This is a genomic window from Streptomyces sp. NPDC006643 (genome assembly GCF_042870175.1).
Classification (GTDB): domain Bacteria; phylum Actinomycetota; class Actinomycetes; order Streptomycetales; family Streptomycetaceae; genus Streptomyces.
In genome coordinates, this window is sequence record NZ_JBIAHA010000004.1 from 1 (window position 1) to 17,116 (window position 17,116).

General features: G+C 70.5%; 17 protein-coding genes. 6 read left to right on the forward strand and 11 right to left on the reverse strand.

The window, feature by feature from the left end:
• Window positions 1–143: 143 nt before the first annotated feature.
• The 5 genes from ACFYNU_RS06800 to ACFYNU_RS06820 form a co-directional block, all read right to left on the reverse strand.
• On the reverse strand, window positions 144–1,025 hold the full coding sequence (locus ACFYNU_RS06800; RefSeq protein ID WP_356584910.1) for a PRC and DUF2382 domain-containing protein: 882 nt from the start codon (window positions 1,023–1,025) through the stop codon (window positions 144–146).
• Between the two features lie 230 nt (window positions 1,026–1,255).
• Window positions 1,256–1,381 carry a hypothetical protein gene (locus tag ACFYNU_RS06805; protein ID WP_356584911.1) on the reverse strand — a complete coding sequence of 42 codons (126 nt, stop codon included), beginning with the start codon at window positions 1,379–1,381 and terminating at the stop codon, window positions 1,256–1,258.
• Window positions 1,382–1,403: 22 nt separating this feature from the next.
• Window positions 1,404–3,074 carry a glycoside hydrolase family 13 protein gene (locus ACFYNU_RS06810; protein ID WP_356584912.1) on the reverse strand — a complete coding sequence of 557 codons (1,671 nt, stop codon included), beginning with the start codon at window positions 3,072–3,074 and terminating at the stop codon, window positions 1,404–1,406.
• Window positions 3,075–3,317: 243 nt separating this feature from the next.
• A complete protein-coding gene (locus tag ACFYNU_RS06815) occupies window positions 3,318–3,641 on the reverse strand; it encodes an L-rhamnose mutarotase (protein ID WP_356584913.1) in 324 nt (107 codons plus the stop codon).
• Window positions 3,642–3,684: 43 nt separating this feature from the next.
• The gene (locus ACFYNU_RS06820) at window positions 3,685–4,302 is read right to left on the reverse strand and encodes a hypothetical protein (RefSeq protein ID WP_356584914.1); all 618 of its coding nucleotides are present in this window, start codon (window positions 4,300–4,302) and stop codon (window positions 3,685–3,687) included.
• Between the two features lie 209 nt (window positions 4,303–4,511).
• Between ACFYNU_RS06820 and ACFYNU_RS06825 the strand changes: the two genes are divergently transcribed.
• A complete protein-coding gene (locus tag ACFYNU_RS06825; protein ID WP_356584915.1) occupies window positions 4,512–4,856 on the forward strand; it encodes a PRC-barrel domain containing protein in 345 nt (114 codons plus the stop codon).
• 85 nt (window positions 4,857–4,941) lie between these two features.
• Here ACFYNU_RS06825 and ACFYNU_RS06830 read toward each other — a convergent pair whose 3' ends face one another.
• Entirely contained in the window at window positions 4,942–5,145 is a 204-nt protein-coding gene (locus ACFYNU_RS06830) for a cold-shock protein (protein ID WP_023543681.1), read from the reverse strand.
• A gap of 324 nt (window positions 5,146–5,469) precedes the next feature.
• Here ACFYNU_RS06830 and ACFYNU_RS06835 point away from each other — a divergent pair, with 324 nt between their 5' ends.
• Window positions 5,470–6,234, forward strand: a complete 765-nt coding sequence (locus ACFYNU_RS06835) for a class I SAM-dependent methyltransferase (RefSeq protein WP_356584916.1) — start codon at window positions 5,470–5,472, stop codon at window positions 6,232–6,234.
• Window positions 6,235–6,238: 4 nt separating this feature from the next.
• Here ACFYNU_RS06835 and ACFYNU_RS06840 read toward each other — a convergent pair whose 3' ends face one another.
• The 5 genes from ACFYNU_RS06840 to ACFYNU_RS06860 form a co-directional block, all read right to left on the reverse strand.
• Entirely contained in the window at window positions 6,239–6,868 is a 630-nt protein-coding gene (locus tag ACFYNU_RS06840; protein WP_356584917.1) for a DUF6629 family protein, read from the reverse strand.
• Between the two features lie 191 nt (window positions 6,869–7,059).
• On the reverse strand, window positions 7,060–7,509 hold the full coding sequence (locus ACFYNU_RS06845; RefSeq protein WP_356584918.1) for a hypothetical protein: 450 nt from the start codon (window positions 7,507–7,509) through the stop codon (window positions 7,060–7,062).
• Between the two features lie 65 nt (window positions 7,510–7,574).
• Complete coding sequence (locus ACFYNU_RS06850; RefSeq protein ID WP_388765374.1) at window positions 7,575–8,969, reverse strand: carbohydrate-binding protein; 1,395 nt, start codon at window positions 8,967–8,969, stop codon at window positions 7,575–7,577.
• Window positions 8,970–9,031: 62 nt separating this feature from the next.
• A complete protein-coding gene (locus ACFYNU_RS06855) occupies window positions 9,032–10,072 on the reverse strand; it encodes a LysR family transcriptional regulator (protein ID WP_356584919.1) in 1,041 nt (346 codons plus the stop codon).
• A gap of 142 nt (window positions 10,073–10,214) precedes the next feature.
• The gene (locus tag ACFYNU_RS06860) at window positions 10,215–12,356 is read right to left on the reverse strand and encodes an alpha-galactosidase (protein WP_356584920.1); all 2,142 of its coding nucleotides are present in this window, start codon (window positions 12,354–12,356) and stop codon (window positions 10,215–10,217) included.
• 181 nt (window positions 12,357–12,537) lie between these two features.
• On the opposite strand from ACFYNU_RS06860, the gene ACFYNU_RS06865 reads away from it, so the two are divergent.
• The 4 genes from ACFYNU_RS06865 to ACFYNU_RS06880 all read left to right on the forward strand — a co-directional run bounded on the left by ACFYNU_RS06865 (window position 12,538) and on the right by ACFYNU_RS06880 (window position 17,051).
• Window positions 12,538–13,725 (forward strand): ROK family transcriptional regulator, encoded by a 1,188-nt coding sequence (locus tag ACFYNU_RS06865; protein WP_356584921.1) that lies wholly within the window; start codon window positions 12,538–12,540, stop codon window positions 13,723–13,725.
• Window positions 13,722–15,035 (forward strand): ABC transporter substrate-binding protein, encoded by a 1,314-nt coding sequence (locus ACFYNU_RS06870; protein WP_356584922.1) that lies wholly within the window; start codon window positions 13,722–13,724, stop codon window positions 15,033–15,035. The genes ACFYNU_RS06865 and ACFYNU_RS06870 overlap by 4 nt, the downstream gene beginning before the upstream one ends.
• 124 nt (window positions 15,036–15,159) lie before the next feature.
• Window positions 15,160–16,134: a sugar ABC transporter permease gene (locus ACFYNU_RS06875; protein WP_356584923.1), complete on the forward strand. Its 975-nt coding sequence runs from the start codon at window positions 15,160–15,162 to the stop codon at window positions 16,132–16,134.
• Window positions 16,131–17,051: a carbohydrate ABC transporter permease gene (locus ACFYNU_RS06880; protein ID WP_388765381.1), complete on the forward strand. Its 921-nt coding sequence runs from the start codon at window positions 16,131–16,133 to the stop codon at window positions 17,049–17,051. The genes ACFYNU_RS06875 and ACFYNU_RS06880 overlap by 4 nt, the downstream gene beginning before the upstream one ends.
• The last annotated feature ends 65 nt before the right edge of the window (window positions 17,052–17,116 follow it).

Sequence of the window (17,116 nt, forward strand, 5' to 3'; positions counted from 1 at the left end):
GGTGAAGGTCAGGCGGCGCTGAGGTGCCCGGCGGGGGGGGGGGGCCCCCCCCCCCCCCCGCCCCGGCGCCCCCCCCCCCCCCCCCCCCCCCCCCCCCCCCCCCCCGACGTGCGGTTCTCGAAAGTGCCGGACCGCGCCGCCGCTCAGTGGCTGGGACCGCGCCCGCCACCGCGTCGCCGGTCGTCCTGTCCGGGGGCGTCGTACTCGACCTGCTCCTTGCGGACGTCGGCCGACACCTCCTTCTGCTCGGTGACCTTCTCGGTCTCCAGGTGCACGCGCTCCACCGGCACGGCCTCCTTACGGACGACCGCCTCCTCGGCGTGCAGGATCACCTCGGTCTCGGCGTTGCCCATGGGGGACCGGCCGATCGTCCGGTCGCCCGGCTTGATGGGCTCGCGCACGACGCGGACCTCTTCGTGGGTGATCGGCACGGTGGTCGTGACGTTCTCGGTCACCACGACCTTCCGGAGCCGCGCCCGGCCGGACTCGTGCTCCTCGGTGCCGACCCGGAGCCGCTCCTCCGAACGCACCATTTCCTCGTCGCCGCGACCGGTGGCGGGAGGGGTCGCGGCCTTGGCGGTGTCGGTACGGCCCTGCGCGCCGTTACCGCTCGCGGTGTCCTGGTCCATCGTGGTGTCCTTGTCCTTCGCGGCGTTGCCGGGGGCGGGGCTCATACCCGGTGTCCCGCCGCTGCGCCCGGCGGGGCGGGTGAGGCCGTAGTGGTCGTACAGCTCCTGCTCCTGGGCGACGTCGAGGTGCTCGTCGGCGTCCATCCGGGGGGCTTCCTTGACCAGTTCCTTGGCGTGCGGGAACCGGAGACCGTTCGCGTCGCGGGTCGCGCCCGACAGGGGCACGAAGGACTCCTTCATCCCGAACATGCCGGTCTTGACCGTCACCCACTCGGCGCGGCCTGTCTCGTTGTCCAGGTACGCCTGCTCGACACTGCCTATCTTCTCCCCGGCGGCGTCGTAGGCGGTCAGGCCGGTGAGTTCACCCACGTGGTGGAAGACATCGTCGGCTGCCATCAGTGATCACTCCTTGGCGGCGAGCCGGCGGGGTCCGGTATCCCCGCACGTCGGCTGACTCGCGTATCTCCATGCGGCACCTGCTGACGGCGGGCGGCAACCAGGGGAAACGCCCCTTTGACCCGTCCGGGGGACAAAGGGGCGCCCCACACGCCCCGCTGGGCTCCAGGCAAATCGGTCGGCGGATTCAGCCATTCGGGTGACCCCTCGTACGGAGCGCTGGCCGACGCTCACACGTTGTGCATGTACGAGGACGGAAAGGAGTCACCGATCATGCCCGTCGCGCCCGTCATGCCGATCACATCGTTCAGGCCGTTGACACCGATCGCGACGTTCACGCCGATCGCGCCGATCACGTCGATCGCGCCGACGGATCGATCAGCCGCCGGACACCGCTGTCCACACGGCGGTGTCAGGGGCGAGCATGTCCCCCTCCAGGCTGTCGCTGGCGAGCAGCACGGTGCCGTCCGGCAGCGGCAGGGGTGTCCCGGAGAGATTGATCCGGCATTCGAACCGGCCCTTGCGGAAGGCGAGTTCGCCGTCGCGGGCGGGCAGCCAGCCGAACGACTCGTCGCCCCGGAAGCGGGTGCGTACGGACAGGGCCGTGCGGTACAGCTCCAGGAAGGAGTCCGGCCGGCCGGTCTGGACGTCGACCGCGTACTCGCCCCAGCCGGCCGGCTGCGGGAGCCAGCTGCCGCCCGGTCCGAAGCCGTGGCTGCCGCCGGAGCGGGTCCACGGAAGCGGGATACGGCAGCCGTCGCGGCCCCGGGTGGTGCGTCCGGTCCGCTCCCACATGGGGTCGCGCAGCGCGTCGTCGGGCAGGTCGAAGACCTCGGGGAGGCCGAGCTCCTCGCCCTGGTAGAGGTAGGCGCTGCCGGGCAGGGCGAGGGTCAGGAGCGCGGCGGCCCTGGACCGCCGGTCACCGAGGGCGTCGTCGGGTGCGGGGTCGGTGCCGCCGCCGGACAGCCAGGCGCGGTAGTCGATGCCCTGGGGAAGGGCGTAGCGGGTGCGGTGGCGTACGACGTCGTGGTTGGAGAGCACCCAGGTGGGCAGGGTGCCGACCGCTCGGGCGCCGCTGAGGGAGGTGTCGATGACCTTCCTGAACTCCTCGGCGTCCCAGGGACAGCGCAGATGGAAGAAGTTGAATGCCTGGTGGAGCTCGTCGGGGCGGGTGTAGAGGGGCAGCCGGGCCGCGCTGACGCCCGCTTCGGCGACGGTGATCCGGGGAGGCGCGTAGGAGTCGATGATCTTGCGCCAGGCCCGGTATATCTCGTGGACCTCGTCGCGGTCCCAGAAGGGGTGGTCCTCTCCCTCGGTCGGGGAGTTGAGGGAGGCGGAGTCGCGTCCCCCGGTGTCCCGCAGGGGCTCCACGAGGTCCTTGCGCAGGCCGTGGGCGACGTCGACGCGGAAGCCGTCGGCCCCGAGGTCGAGCCAGAAGCGCAGGATGCCCTCGAAGTCGGCGAGGACGTCCGAGTTCTCCCAGTTCAGGTCGGGCTGCTCGGCGGAGAAGATGTGCATGTACCACTGGCCGTCCGGCACGCGCGTCCAGGCGCCGCCGCCGAATTTCGACTTCCAGTCGGCCGGCGGCAGGCTCCCGTCCGGGCCCCGCCCCTCGCGGAAGATGAAGCGGTCCCTGGCCGGTGAGCCGGGCGGTGAGGCGAGGGCTTCCACGAACCAGGGGTGCTGGTCGGAGCAGTGGTTGGGCACGACGTCGACGATGACCTTGAGGCCGAGGCCGTGGGCGCGCCGTACGAGGTGGCGGAAGTCGTCGAGGGTGCCGTGCCGGGGGTCGACGCCCCGGTAGTCCGAGACGTCGTAGCCGGCGTCGGTCCAGGGCGAGGGGTAGAAGGGGGTGAGCCACAGGGCGTCGACGCCGAGTCCGGCGAGATGGTCGAGCCGGTCCGTGATCCCGCGGAGATCGCCGATCCCGTCGCCGTCCGCGTCGGCGAAGCTCGGGACGTAAACCTGGTAGACGACGGCCTCGCGCCACCAGTCGGGGGCCGGCCCTGACAGATGGCCGCCGGGGGTGTCGAGGGTGTTCGGGATCACGGGTGCCTCTCGTACTGAACTTCGGTCCGGTCATGCGTGTGACGTGGGTGTCTCGCGTGACGCGTGGTGCGTCCTACGGGGACACCCTTTCACCGCCTGGTCCCAGGCTGAAGGTCACCCGTTCGATGTTATGGAAGGGATGTCCGAGACGGCGCCTGTTCCCGGGGTGGCGCTGCTCACCACCCCCGACCGCCCGGTCAGGGGTGGTTCCGGCGCGGACACGGGCACCGGGGCGCCGTACGGCTACTCCATGAGGAAGACCTGCTCCATGGGGGTCCACCAGTCGTCGGGCCCGGCCTCGGGGACCTTCTCCTGGCAGGGGTCGGTCAGCTTCCACCACTCCTGGGTCGCCTCGTCGCCGGCGATCGCCGCGAGATCGGCGGTCAGGTCGTCGCCGTGGTATTCGAAGTAGCCGAAGAGCCGGTCGCCGAGCAGATGGATCGAGTAGTTGGCGATATGGGCGGCCCGCAGCCGGGCCAGTACGGGCTCCGGTACGGCCCGGTGCAGCTCCCGGTACTCGGCCAGCTTCTCCGGCCGCACCCTGATCACCTGCGCGATGCGCCGCATGAGCCCGCCGCCCCTGTCCGTCGCTGATCCATGTGCCGCCCGATCACTCCGATGCCGGGGCCGGAGCCTGGGTGGCGTCGGCGCGCGGCGCGGGCACGGCGGCGCCTCGTCCCGCGTGGGTGTAGAAGACGGACTTGTTCTGCTTGCTGCGATGGGCCTCGGACTTGGCGACGAGCAGTTCCAGCGCGTTGCGCACCACGTTGATGTTGGAGTTGCGCGCCGGATGGTCCGCGGCGAGTTCGGCCGAGATCTCCGCGGCCGAGCGGGGCTCGCCGTGCGCGGCCAGCAGCGTGCCGAGCAACTGGGCGAGGCTGGGCTGCTTCTCGGTGGTTCTGGCCTTCGGCGAGGCCTTCGCGGACGCCTTCTTGGCAGCGGCCTTCCCGCCGGCCCTGTCCGGTGTCTTCGGGGCGCGCTTCGCCGTCCGTGCCCCGGCCGCCTTCGCCGCGCGCGCGGCGCCGGACCCGGCGCCTTCGGCGAACACCCGCTGCACGCCCAGCAGCAGAGCGTGGTCCCGCTCCAGCGTGTCCAACTGGCCCTGAAGGGTGTCGATCTCGGCACGGAGACGTTTCTGCTCCGCTTCGTTGCGCTCCAGATCGCCGGCGATCTGGACCTCGTACTGGGACTGGACGCTTGTGAACTCGGTGACGGCACTGCCGGACATGAATGGCTCGCTTCCTGTGGATGGCCTCAGCATGGCCTCCCCCGTTGCCCGCGATGGTACTTCTGCCGGAGTGGCCGCACGGCGGCGGTCCATCGGGTAACAGCTTGCTGAACCATGCGTGGTTGCTCGGCGGGCCCGGGGGGCAAGTGCACCTTGAGCGGCGATGTCGCCGCGACCGTCGAACAAGAGTGAGGGCCGGGATGGGTGACATGTGGGTATTCGCGGTCGAGTCGGGCCATGTGCCGGGTATGGACCTCACCGGTTACAGCGTCCATGCGACCGACGGGACGGTGGGCAGTGTGGACAGACAGTCCGAGGACTCCCCGTTCGAGCACCTGGTGGTGGACACCGGGATGTGGGTCTTCGGAAAGAGCCTCGTCATTCCCGCCGGGCTGGTGACCTCGATCGATCCGGCCGCGCGGGTGATCCAGGTCGGCTGTACGAAGTCGACCGTCAAGGGCGCTCCGGTGTTCGAGCGCGACCACGACACCAGGGATCCGGGCTACCTGGGCAGCCTGAGCACTTACTACACCTCTTTGGTTACTACTTCCTGATACGTCGTCATACGCACCAGCGCCCCGGCAGGACGCTGCCGGGGCGCTGGTGGACACACGTGGTGGTGTCCCTGGGCGAGGTGCCCTAGGCGGGGACGATGTTCTCCGCCTGGGGGCCCTTCTGACCCTGCGTGACCTCGAAGGTCACCTTCTGGCCCTCCTGGAGCTCACGGAAGCCCTGGGTGGCGATGTTGGAGTAGTGGGCGAAGACGTCGGGGCCTCCACCGTCCTGCTCAATGAAACCGAAGCCTTTTTCCGAGTTGAACCACTTGACGGTACCGCTGGCCATGTGTCCTCCAAAGGACTCATTACGGTCCCCGCACCGTGCGGGAACCGGAGGTGATCGCCCTGGTCCTCAGAGACGTTGAACAGCCGAATCGCCCGCGACTGTGATCACGGGCGACAAAGTACTTCGGAACCACGACAGCTGAAGCTGACGCTACACGTCTCCTCGCTTTCAGACCACAGAAACGATCAAGCGTGACGTCCGACAACACCCGCACAGTGCAGTGACCGCGTGCCGGGCGCCGCGTTATGTCCCCCAGGAGAGGGAAGCGTCCGAGAATGTCCCCTGCCCCCGTCGCGTGTCGGAACTGTCGGTAGGCTGAGGGTGATGTTCACCCCACAGGGCCCGACCCTTCGCGAACTGACCGTGCAGGCGCTCTCGTCGACCGAGCGCGGTTACGACCTGCTCGCCCCGAAGTTCGACCTGACCCCGTTCCGCACTCCGGACAGCGTGCTGGACGGCGTGGCCGACGCACTCGGGGCGCTCGGCCCCTTCCGGGCCGGACTGGACATCTGCTGCGGGACAGGAGCGGGTCTGGACGTCCTGCGGGAGGTGTGTGTCGAGCGGGTCACCGGGGTCGACTTCAGCGCCGGCATGCTCGCCACGGCCAGATCCACCCTGCTGCCCAAAGAGGGGCCGGACAGGGCCGGTTCGAACGGGGACCGTACGGGCGGGCCCGCCGTCGATCTCGTACGGGCCGACGCCCGCGCCCTTCCTTTCGGCGCCGCCTTCGACGTGGCCGTGAGTTTCGGCGCGTTCGGCCACTTCCTGCCGGCGGAGCGGCCCGCGCTCTTCACCCGGGTGCGTGAAGTCCTGCGGCCCGGCGGGGTTTTCGTCTTCCCGGTGCTCGCGCCGCCGCGTGTCGGCTCGGGGCTGTACTGGACGCTCTGGGGGTTCGACGCGGTGATGCGGGCGCGCAACGCCGTGTGGCGCCCGCCGTTCGTCATGTATTACCGCACCTTCCGCCTCGCCGACGTGGTCGACGAGTTGACCCGTACGGGCTTCGAGGTGGATCTCGTCGCGCTCGACGCGCTCGGGCGGCTGCCGGACGGAAGCCCGCGCGGTCGTGTGGTGGTCGCGCGTCGGCCGTGAGGTCTCAGACCGCCGGCCGGGGGCCTTCGCCACGGCGCCAGGCCCAGCCGAGCATGACGACGGAGGCGAGCGCGGCGAAGGCGCACCAGGTCGAGACGAACTCCAGCCGCCAGACCACCGCGCAGATCACCGCCCCCACGGCGACCAGGACACCGAGGAACCGCACCGTCCGGTCGGCGGAGAGCAGCAGTGCCCCGATGGTGGCGAGGAGATAGCCGGCCACGACGATCTCCGGTTGCGGCAGATGGACGGCGTAACCGATGGTGTGGCCCCGGATGTCGGCCGTCACCGCCCGGGTGGCGAGGTAGTAGGAGAGCACGGCGGCGGTGGCGACGCCTGCGGCGAGGGGCACGGCGAGCCGGCGGCGGGAGCCCGGTGGTGAGGCGAGCAGTACGGCCAGCGGGACCCAGAGCGCCAGCAGGGGCATCGCGATGACGGCCCACGCGGTGGTGGCGGGTCCCTCGCCGCCGCCCGAGTCCCATACGACGGCTTCGACGATCTGGTGGGCGCCGAGCAGCAGGGGCAGTGCGGCGAGCGGCAGATCGCGGATCCGGCGTACCCGCGCGACGCAGGCCACTCCGATCGCGCTGATACAGACACCCGCGGTGAGGTCGGCGGTCGCGCTCCAGCACATCGCGTCATCCAGGGACCGAAAGGGACGGTGATGATGTGATCACCGTATAGCGGTCCTGATCGTACGGTTCCGGAGAGCGTCCGGGTGGGTGACACGACTGTGGCGCGGGGCCGGGGTGAGGGGCGGGGTGAGGACGGAATGGAGGGCCGACGGCAGTGCCGTCGGCCCTCCGTGGTGCGGTTTCGCCGTTGTCAGATCCTGCCGCCGGTCAGCCGGGAGAGGGGACCCCGCGGCTTGGCCGTCTGCCGCCCGAGGGCGAAGGCACCGCCGGCCAGGCCGACGACACCCGCGGCGGCTCCCGCCGCCACGATCTTGCGGTGTTTGACGACGGTCCACGCGACGGTGGCCTTGGTGGCCGCCTTGCCCGCCGTCGACGCGACGGCCTGCCGGCCGCTCGCCCAGCCGGCGGTGGCGGCACGTTTGGTCGCCTCGCCGGCCGATCGCACACCCGCTTCGGCGGATTTCTCCGCCGCTCGCGCGGAGGATTTGGCCTTGGAGGCCGCGAGCGCCGAGTTCGTCCTGGCACGGTCCACGGCGTCGCCGGTGCTCTGGCGCCCCTTGGCGGCAGCCGACTCGATGTGCGCGCCGACCTTCGCCGCCGTACCGTTCACGTTCCTGTTCGCTTCGCTGTCCTCATTCATGAGGTTCGTGTTGCCGCTCGATGTGCCCTGAAACACCGGGCCTTGGCCGGGCCCCTGTGTTCACGTCACATCTGCTGCCAGAGCGCGGGGACGTTCGGGGGCTGCCAGCCGGGCTGTGCCTGGTGGGCCTGGAGGCACCGGTAGGTGGCGCCGCCGTAGGTGACCTGCGCGCCCGCCGCGTAGACGGTGCCCGCGGCCCATGTCCCGCCCGGCTCACCGGGGTCGCCGGGGCCGGGTCCCGTGGTGGTCTTGAGCGTCAGGGCGTACGCCTGGAGTAGCGGGTTGATGGGCTGGTAGAAGGTCGTGCCGCCGGACGAGCAGTTGCCGGAGCCGCCGGAGGTGACGCCCTGGGCCTGGCTGCCGGAGATGTAGGAGCCGCCGGAGTCGCCGGGTTCGGCGCAGACGGTGGTGCGGGTCACCCCGGAAATGGTGCCTTCGGGGTAGGTGACGCTGGTGTTGTGCTGCTGGATGACGCCGCAGTGCCAGCCGGTGGTGGAGCCCGACCGGCAGACCGAGGCGCCCACGGGTGACTGGGTGGAGCCGGTGACCTGGACGTCGCCGCCCTGGCCCTTGACGTACGGGGTGGAGGTCCAGTTGCTGTTGGTGGCGACCCAGGCGGTGTCGCGGCCGGGGAAGGTGGAGGCCTGGAAGGAGCCCTGCGCGACCTGGTTGAAGCCGCTGGTGGTGGTGCCGGGGCGACCGCAGTGGCCGGCGGTGGCGAAGCCCTGCTGGGTGCCCTTGGTGATGGCGAAGCCGACGGAGCACCGGCCGCTGCCGTTCATGTAGTACGCGTCGCCGCCCCGGATGTCGTGGAGCGGCCGGGGCCGGTCGGCGGATCTCTCGACGCGGACGAGGGCGCGGTCGATTCCGGCGGCGGCGATGAGGTCGTGTGCGGCGGCGGGCCGGACGGCCTGGACGACCAGGGTGTTGGTGCGGACGTCGACGTACCGGACGGGAGCGTCGACCGCCGTGGGTAGGGCGGCGGTTCGGGAGGCGGCCCGGTCCGCGGCGGTCGACGCGGCTTCGAGTGCGGCGAGTGAGTGCGGTACGACGGTTGCCCGCGCGCCCTGGGCCTCGATGGCGGGGATGTCGGCGGGGTCGGTGGTGGCGACGGTGAGCCCGGCGGATTCGGCGCCCCGTACCCAGGCGCCGGCGTAGGCGTCGCCGAGTGCGAGGCGGAGCCGGCCGGCGGTCGCGCCCGCGCGCGCCTCGTTGGCGAGCCGGTCACGGGCCTGGGCGTGGGTGAGCCCGAGGTCGCGCGCCATCGCGCTCAGCAGCGCGGGCGTGGCGTCGGCGACGGCCACCGTGTCGACGGGGCTCGCGTTGCCGGCGGTGTCGGCGGTGCGGGCCGACGCGGTGCCCGGCAGTCCGGCCAGTACGAGTGCGCCGATGGCGGCGAGCGCGGCGCAGGCGCTCGCGGCGGGTCTGTGTCGGTGGAGCGCGGGCATGGGTGTGCGCATGGGGAGTCTCCTCGGTTTCGGTGCGGGGAGCGGGTGGGGAGGTACCGAAACCGTAGGAGTGGTCAACTGCCGTTCATAAGATGCCAGTTCTCCCTCTGCACGGCGTTATGGAAGGCGGCCCCCACCGGGCGGAGGGTGCCGGGCGGCAGTGAGGCGAGAGGGCCGTGCCCGCCGTCGAGCCAGTCCGCGTAGCTCTCGCTGCGCTCCGCCGCCTGGGCGTGGGCGGCGCGTGCCTCCTCGTAGACGGCGGGCGCGCTGTCGGCGGCCCGCGCCGCCGGGTGCCAGCCGAGCAGATGACGCCAGCTCAGCGGGGTGCCGGCCAGCGGCCGGGTGACCAGTCCGGAGGTGGTGGGGAAAGTGGCGCGGCAGAGTCCGACGGCGCGGCCGACCTGGACGAGATGGACGCAGGAGGCGGTGTCGGTCTCGTACACGCTCGTGGGGGTGAAGCCCGCGCGGGCGCAGGCGGCGGTGAAGCAGTCGCTGAAACAGCCGTCGCCGGGTACGTCGGTCCATGCCTCGTCGGCGAGTTCGGCGAGTCCGATCTCCTGGCGGCCGGCCAGCGGGTGACCGGCGGCGAGCATCACGAAGACGGGGTCGCTGGCGATTTCGCGCCACTCCAGCCGTTCGCCGTCGGGCGGCGCGCTCGCTCCGCAGCAGCCGATCAGCGCGTAGTCGATCCGGCCCTCGGCGACCGAGGTGGCGATCTCCCGTTCGGACCATGTGGTGTACGTGGTGACGGGAACGCCGGGGTGGGCGGAGACGAGCCGGTCGACAAGTCCGCCGAGGAGCGGGCCGTGGGTGCCGCCGAGGCGGAAGCGGCGGCTCTCCTGCGAGGTACGGGCGAACCGGACGGCGTCCTGCTGGAGTTCGGACACGGCGGGCAGCACGATCTTGGCGCGTGCCAGGACGAGTTCGCCGAGCGGTGTCGTACGCACGCCGTGCCGTCCACGGTCGAACAGCCGCCCGCCCAGCGTGCTTTCGATCCGCTTCAGCTGCGCGCTGAGGGCCGGCTGGGCGAGGCCGAGCGCGGATGCGGCCTTGGTGAGGCTGCCCGCGTCGGCTATCGCCCGTATCGTCTTGAGATGCCGCAACTCCAGCTCCATGAGGCGAGCTTGGACTTCGACCGGTTCGAGGGCAATAGCACGGTCCAGACCAATAGCGGCGCCGCTGCATACGCCGGGAGCATGTACGCCGGAGCACGCGCCCGGGTACGCGCCCCGTGTACGCGTCCGATGAGCGGGCCCGTCAGTCCGATACCCGCCTCAGATGGATCGCCGTACTGGCCCAGTCCCCCGCCGGCAGCTCCAGTGGCAGTCCGTGCGCCGTCAGAACGGTCGCGTGGTGCGACACCCCGGTCGCCACGTCCCGGTAGACGGCGGCCGGTTCGAGTCCGGCGAGCGGGACGGGCAGCTCCGGGCGCCCCCGGCGCGGCGCCCGCTGCCAGGCGAGCACCAGGGCCTCCGCCCGGTCGGGCGACGTGTACTGGACGACGGTGGGGCCGTCGTCCACCGGCGCCCGCAGCCGGTGCTGGATCCCGTGCTGCACCAGATGGCGGACCTGCTTGTACGCGGCCACGAACCCGGCCGCCTCGGCGGTCTCCTCCCGCGACCAGCGGGCGAGGTCGCCGCCGACGGCCAGCACCCCGGCCATCGCGACATGGAAGCGGAAGGCCAACGGCACGGTGCGCGCGGTGAGTTCGTTGGGCACATCGGTCACCCACGCGGCCATGGTCGAGGCCGGGTAGAGCTGGCTGTAGCCGTGCTGGATGCCGATCCGGTCGGCCGCGTCGGTGTTGTCGGAGGGCCACGCCTGGTCCGTACGGGACAGGATGCCGAGGTCCACGCGACCGCCGCCGCCGCTGCACGCCTCGATACGCAGCCGGGGGTGGTCGGCGCGCAGCCGGTCGACGACGCGGTAGAGGTTGTGCACGTAACGGCTCCACAGCCGGTCGTCACCGTCGGGGCCACTGTTCGCGGGGCCGACCTCGCTGAAGGACCGGTTCATGTCCCACTTGAGGAAGTCGATGCCGTTGTCGGCGACGAGTGCGGTGAGCCACCCGTAGGCCCAGTCGGCCACGTCGTCCCGGGCGAAGTTGAGCACGAGCTGGTTGCGCAGCTCGGTACGCGTACGGTGCGGGAAGTGCAGGACCCAGTCGGGGTGCGCGCGGTAGAGGTCGCTGTCGGCGTTGACCATCTCCGGTTCGACCCAGAGACCGAAGAGCATGCCGAGCCGGTGCACCTCGTCGGCCAGCGGGGTGAGGCCCTTGGGGAAGCGGTCGGGTGACGGCGTCCAGTCGCCGAGTCCGGCCCGGTCGCTACGCCGGGCGCCGAACCAGCCGTCGTCCATGACATACAGCTCGGCGCCCAGCTCGGCGGCCCGTGCGGCGAGGGCGAGTTGGCGCTTCTCGTCGAAGTCGAAGCCGGTGGCTTCCCAGGAGTTGTAGAGGACGGGACGGATCTCGTCGGGGTGCGGCAGGACATGGGCGCGGATGTACGCGTGCCAGGCGCGGCTCGCCGCGCCGAAGCCGCCGTCGGTGTACAGCCCGGCGAAGCGCGGCGTGGTGTGGGTCCGGCCGGGGCCCAGGCGCAGGGTCGTGGAGTCGTGTCCGGCGCCGCCGGTGAAGCCGGCGCGGCCGTCGGAGGCGGTGCGCTGGGCGGTGATGCGCCAACTGCCGCTCCAGGCCAGGGCGGCGCTCCACACCTGGCCGTGATCCTCGCTCGCGTCGCCGTCGTCCAGCATGACCCAGGGGTTGGCGTGGTGGCTGGATATGCCGCGCCTGCTGGTCAGTACGGTCTCGCCGAACGGCAGTGTCTCGCGCCCGAGTTGGGTCTCGGCGGCCCACTGCCCGGTGACATGGCTGAGCCGGTGGCCGGCGCGCGGCGGCAGGGTCCAGGCCGCCGAGTCGGCGCGCAGCACGACGATGTCGTCGGTGCCGGTGTTGCGCAGGGTGGTCCAGCGTTCGATCACGTCGCTGTCGTCGTACACGCGGTAGTGCAGGCCGATACCGAGCGGATAGTGGCGGTCGCGGAAGTTCAGGTCCAACTCGGCCGCGCCGTCGGGGGTTTCGCGGATCTCGTGGCCCGCGGGCCGCCATTCGACGGCGCGGGTGCCGTCGGCGAACCGGACCTGGAGCGAGGGCACGCCGTAGCGGGCCCCGCCGTCGACCGGCAACTCCTCACCGACGGGCGGGCGGCCCTCGAAGCTGCTGATCTCGCGGTCGGCCGGGGGCTGCCGCGCGGCGATCTCCGCCGCCTCGGCCAGGGTCAGCGAGCCGCCCCAGGCCACATGGCAGGGCGCTCCGCCGCTGTCGATCCGCACCGCGTACGAGGTGTGCGGGGTGTTGATCAACCACAGGGCGGCGTCCGGCGCGCAGGAGATCTGGGGCATGGAGATCCTTACGTTCAGGGGCAGCACTGTGACGGCAGGTAGCCAATCCCGGCCTTTGATCCGCTGTCAAGTGCCCTGCTCCGACAAACTTTTACCTGGGAGGAGGATGATCAACTTCTACTTCGCAGGGTTCCTGCTTTTTTTATTGACAGAGGAAATTAACTCACCTACGTTTCCGGCCATGTCAACGACCGACCAGGTGGAGGCGTTTCCGGCGGCCACCCCCGCCGCCTCCTTGGTCTTCACCACCGTGCTCTCCCAGGGTCCGCTCTCCCGGGTGGAGCTCTCCCGGCGCACCGGCCTCTCGTCGGCCGCCGTGACCAAGGCCGTACGCCCGCTCATGGCGGCGGGCTACTTCGTCGAGGCCGCCGACGACAGCGCGCCGCCGGCTGTCGGACGGCCCGCCAACCCGGTGCGGGTGGACGGCGGCAGGGCCCTGTTCATCGGCGTGAAGGTGACGGCCGACGAGGTGATCGCGGTCCTCGCGGACCTGTGCTGCCGGATCCGGCTGGCCCGCCACGTACCGCTCACCGATCGTGAGCCCGCTGCCGTGATCGCCGTGATCGCCGAGCTGACGGCCGAACTGAGGACGGAGGCCGAGGGGTTCGGCGTCCAGGTGCAGGGTCTCGCGGTCGCGGTGTCCGGCGATGTGGACCGGGCGGCCGGAGCCGTCCGCTACTCGCCCTTCCTCGACTGGCGCGACATCGCGCTGGCCGAACTCACGGCGGCGGCGACCGGTCTGCCGACCACGGTGGACAACGACGTACGGGCGCTGACGGTCGCCGAGCAGTGGTTCGGCGCCGGAGTGGGACTGTCCAACTTCGCCCTGGTCACCGTCGGCGCCGGGATCGGCTGCGGCCTCGTCGTCAACGGGACCGTGGTCTCCGGGGCGCACGGGGTGGCCGGGGAGATCGGCCATCTCTCCATCGACCCGCGAGGGCCGCTGTGTCACTGCGGCAACCGGGGCTGCGTCGAGGCCATCGCCTCCGACTCGGCCATCGTGCGCCGGATCCGGCGTGACACGGGCGAGCCGCTGGCCGGCCCCGCGCAGGCGCTCGAACTGGCGCACGGCGGCAGCCCGGTGGCCCGCGAGGCGTACGCGGACGCGGGCGCGGCGATCGGCCGGGCGATCGGCTCGGTGGTGAATCTGCTCGGACCCGAGCGCGTGATCATCTCGGGCGAAGGACTCGCGGCGTACGACCTGTTCGCCGCCCAGATCAAGGAAGCGTTCTCCGCGACCGCTTTCAGTACCGCCGATCAGTGCGACGTGATCACACGTCCGCTGCCGTTCGAGGAGTGGGCGCGCGGGGCCGCGGCCACCGCGATCCAGACCTTCATCGGGTCCGACACCATCCAGGAGAAGCGATGACGCAGCAGAGCCGCATACCCGCAGCCGGTGGTCCCAGGCGACGCAGCGTCGTCAACGGGCTGATGGGAGCGGGAGCTGTCGCCCTCGCCGGGCCCGCCCTCGCGGCGTGCGGCGGCGGTCCTCCCGCCGCCGACCCGAAGACCGTGACGTTCGGTTCCAACGGCGCCGACGCCACACCCAAGAAGGCCTACGCGGCGCTGACCGCGGCCTTCACCAAGGAATCCGAGCTGAAGGTCAAGACCAACACGGTCGACCACGACACCTTCCAGAAGAGCATCTCCAGCTATCTCCAGGGCACCCCGGACGACACGTTCACCTGGTTCGCCGGCTACCGCATGCAGTACTTCGCACAGAAGAAGCTGGCCAGCCCCATTGACGAGGTGTGGGAGACCATCGGCTCCGGGTTCAGCGAGGCCGCGAAGCAGCTCTCCAAGGGCGCCGACGGCAAGTACTACTTCGTCCCGCTGTACAACTACCCGTGGGCCGTCTTCTACCGCAAGAGCGTCTTCGAGGAGCGCGGCTACACACCGCCGGCCACCTGGGCGCAGTTCGTCGCGCTGGCCAAGAAGATGAAGAGGGACGGGCTCTCGCCCATCGCGTCCGGTTACGGCGGCGGCGACAGCTGGTCCATCCTCGGCGCCTTCGACTATCTGAATCTGCGCGCCAACGGCTACGACTTCCACATGGAGTTGATGCGCGGCGACGTCGCGTGGAGCGACCGGCGGATGAGCACCGTGCTCGACCTGTGGCGCGAACTCGCCCCGTACTACCAGCCCGGCGCCGGCGGGCGCTCGTGGCAGGACGCGGCCCAGTCGCTGCTCGACAAGAAGTCCGGCATGGCCGTCATCGGCCTCTTCCTCGGCCAGCAGATCACCGACACGGCGCTGCGCGAGGACATCGACTTCTTCCCGTTCCCCACGATCGACCCCGCGCACGGCATGGAGACCGTCGAGGCGCCGACCGACGGCTTCATGCTCAGCCGTGAGCCCAAGAACGCGGAAGGCGCCCGGAAGTTCCTCGAATTCCTGGGCAGCCCCGAGGCGGAGGGCATCTACATGGGCGTCGACCCGAGCAATGTCGCCGTCCACAGCAAGGCCGACACCAGCACGTACAACGCCCTCCAGAAGAAGTCGGCCGAGCTGATCGGCGCGGCGAAGCACATCACCCAGTTCGGCGACCGGGACAGCGACCCGGGGTTCATCTCCACCGTCGTCCTGCCCGGACTGACGCAGTGGCTCGGCCATCCGGACGACGGGGCCGCCACGCTGAAGAAGATCGAGTCGCAGCGCTCGCGTTTCTTCTCCGGCTGAGCCGGTCCCGACGCCCGACGTCCAACGTCCCACGCACGCCGCCCGCCGTACGCGCGAGCCCCGCGACACCCCCGAGACACCCGAGCCGCCACCCCGTCGACCCGCCCGAGGGACGCCCACCCCTATGACTTCCACACTCGAAGCACCGGAGGAACCGGTCACGCCGGCCGCGCCCCCCGCAGAGGCCCGCCGGCGCAGGCCGCGCCGGCTCGGTCTGCGCGACCGGCTGTTCCTCGGCGTCATCGTCGGTATACCGCTGCTGGCCCTGCTGATCTTCGTCTGGCTGCCCGCGCTCGCCTCCTTCGCGCTCTCCTTCACCAGCTGGGACGGCCTGTCGCTGTCCGACATCGACTGGATCGGCCTGGCCAACTACCGGGAGATCTTCACCAATTACCCGCCGTTCTGGCCGGCGGTCCAGCACAACGTCATCTGGCTGCTGTTCACCGCGCTGCTGCCGACGCCGTTCGGGATCTTCCTCGCGTACCAGCTCGACCGGAAGATCCGCTTCACCCGGATCTACCAGACCGCGATCTTCCTGCCCATGGTGCTGTCCCTCGCGGTGGTCGGACTGATCTGGGAGATCATCTACAACCCGGACAACGGTCTGCTCAACGGCATCATCGGTGCCGCGTCACCCGGCACCCATATCGACTGGCTCGGCGATCCCGACCTCAATCTGTGGGCCGTACTCGTCGCGTCCGCGTGGCGGCACACCGGCTACATCATGATCCTCTATCTGGCCGGGCTCAAAGGCTTCGACCCCGCGCTCAAGGAGGCCGCCGCACTCGACGGCGCCAACGGCCGGCAGACGTTCCTGCGCGTGGTCTTCCCCGCGCTGAAGCCGGTCAACATCGTCATCCTCGTCGTCACGGCGATGGAGTCGCTGCGCGCCTTCGACATCGTGTACGTCCTCGGCGGCGGCATCGGCAGCAAGCCGGGTATGGAACTGCTCTCGCTCCTGATCACCGACAACATCGTCGGCGAGACCAGCCATATCGGCTACGGCTCGGCCATCGCGGTGATCATGCTGCTGGTCTCGCTGACCGCCATCTGCACCTTCCTCGTACAGAACTTCCGCAAGGACAAGGAGGAGGCGTGACCGCGACAGCCACACCTCCGGCCGCCCGGTCACGGGCCCCGCAGGACACCCCTCCCGGCAAGCGCTCACGTCCGCGCCGCCAGACCGGCCGCCATCTCTTCCTCGCCGGGATCTCCCTGCTGTGGCTGGTCCCGCTGCTCTGGGCGATGTACACCTCGCTGCGGCCGTACGAGGACACCGCGCGGAACGGGTATCTGTCCTGGCCGCGCGGTCTGAGCCTGGACAACTTCACCGACGCCTGGGCGCAGTCGGGTCTCGCGCACTTCTTCTGGAACTCGGTGCTCGTCACCGTGCCCGCCGTGCTCGGCACCCTGTTCTTCTCCGCCGCGGTCGCCTTCTACGTGTCGCGCTTCGACTTCCGCTGGAACATCGCGCTGCTGATGCTCTTCACCGCGGGCAATCTGCTCCCCGCCCAGGTGCTCATCACTCCGCTGTACCGGCTGTATCTCCAGTGGAACCTGCCCGGTTGGATGAGCGACTCGTTCCTGCTCTACAACTCCTACTGGGGCATCATCGTCATCCATATCGCCTACCAGTGCGGCTTCTGCACCTTCGTGCTGAGCAACTACATGAAGACGATCCCCAAGGAGATCACCGAGGCCGCGCTCGTGGACGGGGCGCCCGTGTGGCGGCAGTTCTTCCAGATCGTGCTGCCGCTGTGCCGGCCGGCGTTCGCCGCGCTCGCGACGCTGGAGTCGATCTGGATCTACAACGACTTCTTCTGGCCGCTCGTGCTGATCGAAACCGGTGACAAGCGCCCCGTCACCTCCGCGCTCGCCAGCCTGGAGGGGCAGTACTTCACCAATCCCAATCTCATCGCGGCCGGTGCGCTGATGACCGCGATTCCCACGCTGATCGTGTACTTCGCGCTCCAGCGCCAGTTCATCAGCGGTCTGACGATCGGCGCGGGCAAGTAGCTCCCCCCGTACGCCCCGTACCCCCTTCCCCGCACCTCCCCTTCACAGACAAGCAGGAGGCTCCC

What these genes read in the sequence shown, in the direction of transcription:
- ACFYNU_RS06800 (WP_356584910.1), bottom strand. Translation starts at nt 1,025, where the DNA reads ATGGCAGCCGACGATGTCTTCCACCACGTGGGTGAACTCACCGGCCTG.
- ACFYNU_RS06815 (WP_356584913.1), bottom strand. Translation starts at nt 3,641, where the DNA reads ATGCGGCGCATCGCGCAGGTGATCAGGGTGCGGCCGGAGAAGCTGGCC.
- ACFYNU_RS06820 (WP_356584914.1), bottom strand. Translation starts at nt 4,302, where the DNA reads ATGTCCGGCAGTGCCGTCACCGAGTTCACAAGCGTCCAGTCCCAGTAC.
- ACFYNU_RS06825 (WP_356584915.1), top strand. Translation starts at nt 4,512, where the DNA reads ATGTGGGTATTCGCGGTCGAGTCGGGCCATGTGCCGGGTATGGACCTC.
- ACFYNU_RS06830 (WP_023543681.1), bottom strand. Translation starts at nt 5,145, where the DNA reads ATGGCCAGCGGTACCGTCAAGTGGTTCAACTCGGAAAAAGGCTTCGGT.
- ACFYNU_RS06835 (WP_356584916.1), top strand. Translation starts at nt 5,470, where the DNA reads ATGTTCACCCCACAGGGCCCGACCCTTCGCGAACTGACCGTGCAGGCG.
- ACFYNU_RS06840 (WP_356584917.1), bottom strand. Translation starts at nt 6,868, where the DNA reads ATGTGCTGGAGCGCGACCGCCGACCTCACCGCGGGTGTCTGTATCAGC.
- ACFYNU_RS06845 (WP_356584918.1), bottom strand. Translation starts at nt 7,509, where the DNA reads ATGAATGAGGACAGCGAAGCGAACAGGAACGTGAACGGTACGGCGGCG.
- ACFYNU_RS06850 (WP_388765374.1), bottom strand. Translation starts at nt 8,969, where the DNA reads ATGCGCACACCCATGCCCGCGCTCCACCGACACAGACCCGCCGCGAGC.
- ACFYNU_RS06855 (WP_356584919.1), bottom strand. Translation starts at nt 10,072, where the DNA reads ATGGAGCTGGAGTTGCGGCATCTCAAGACGATACGGGCGATAGCCGAC.
- ACFYNU_RS06860 (WP_356584920.1), bottom strand. Translation starts at nt 12,356, where the DNA reads ATGCCCCAGATCTCCTGCGCGCCGGACGCCGCCCTGTGGTTGATCAAC.
- ACFYNU_RS06865 (WP_356584921.1), top strand. Translation starts at nt 12,538, where the DNA reads ATGTCAACGACCGACCAGGTGGAGGCGTTTCCGGCGGCCACCCCCGCC.
- ACFYNU_RS06870 (WP_356584922.1), top strand. Translation starts at nt 13,722, where the DNA reads ATGACGCAGCAGAGCCGCATACCCGCAGCCGGTGGTCCCAGGCGACGC.
- ACFYNU_RS06875 (WP_356584923.1), top strand. Translation starts at nt 15,160, where the DNA reads ATGACTTCCACACTCGAAGCACCGGAGGAACCGGTCACGCCGGCCGCG.